This window comes from Ruegeria sp. P8 (genome assembly GCF_056534665.1).
The window spans coordinates 1-1,177 of record NZ_JBQERC010000057.1 but is presented as its reverse complement, the minus strand read 5'-3'; the positions used below and the strand labels follow the sequence as shown (position 1 = coordinate 1,177).

The following is a 1,177-nucleotide window of genomic DNA, read 5'->3' as shown; positions in this document are numbered from 1 at the left end:
ATGGCAAAGGAAAAGTTTGAGCGTAATAAGCCGCACGTCAACATCGGCACGATTGGGCATGTTGACCACGGCAAGACGACGCTGACCGCAGCAATCACCAAGTATTTCGGTGACTTCAAGGCGTATGACCAGATTGACGGCGCGCCGGAAGAGAAAGCCCGCGGCATCACCATCTCGACCGCGCACGTGGAATACGAGACCGACGCGCGCCACTATGCACATGTCGACTGCCCCGGCCACGCTGACTACGTCAAGAACATGATCACCGGTGCCGCTCAGATGGACGGCGCGATCCTGGTTGTGAACGCCGCGGACGGCCCGATGCCGCAAACCCGCGAGCACATCCTGCTGGGCCGCCAGGTTGGCATCCCGAAGATGGTCGTGTTCATGAACAAAGTTGACCAGGTTGACGACGAAGAGCTGCTGGAACTGGTGGAAATGGAAATCCGCGAGCTGCTGTCTTCGTATGAATACCCCGGCGACGATATTCCGATCATCGCAGGTTCGGCTCTGGCCGCGATGGAAGGCCGTGACCCTGAAATCGGCGAGAACAAGATCCGCGAGCTGATGGCGGCTGTTGATGACTACATCGACACCCCCGAGCGTGCTGTTGACCAGCCGTTCCTGATGCCGATCGAAGACGTGTTCTCGATCTCGGGCCGTGGTACCGTTGTGACCGGCCGTGTCGAGCGTGGCGTGATCAACGTTGGCGACGAGATCGAAATCGTCGGCATCCGTGACACCGCGAAAACCACCTGCACCGGCGTTGAAATGTTCCGCAAGCTGCTGGACCGCGGTGAAGCGGGCGACAACATCGGCGCGCTGCTGCGTGGTGTGGATCGTGACGGCGTTGAGCGTGGCCAGGTTCTGTGTAAGCCGGGTTCGGTGACACCGCACACCAAGTTCGAAGCCGAAGCCTACATCCTGACCAAGGAAGAAGGCGGCCGTCACACCCCGTTCTTCGCGAACTACCGTCCGCAGTTCTACTTCCGGACCACTGACGTGACCGGCACCGTGACCCTGGCGGAAGGCACCGAGATGGTCATGCCCGGCGACAACGTGTCGTTCGGCGTTGAGCTGATCGCCCCGATCGCGATGGAAAACGGCCTGCGCTTCGCCATCCGCGAAGGCGGCCGCACCGTCGGCGCTGGCGTCGTGTCGAAAATCGTAGAATAAT

The 1,177-nt window shown here is 60.5% G+C and carries 1 protein-coding gene; it reads left to right on the top strand.

The genetic code is table 11. From position 1 onward, the window contains the following. Window positions 1–1,176: elongation factor Tu (gene tuf / locus ACR0BZ_RS19840; protein ID WP_480492715.1), on the top strand; the 1,176-nt coding region annotated here is incomplete at its 5' end. Between the last annotated feature and the right edge of the window lies 1 nt (window position 1,177).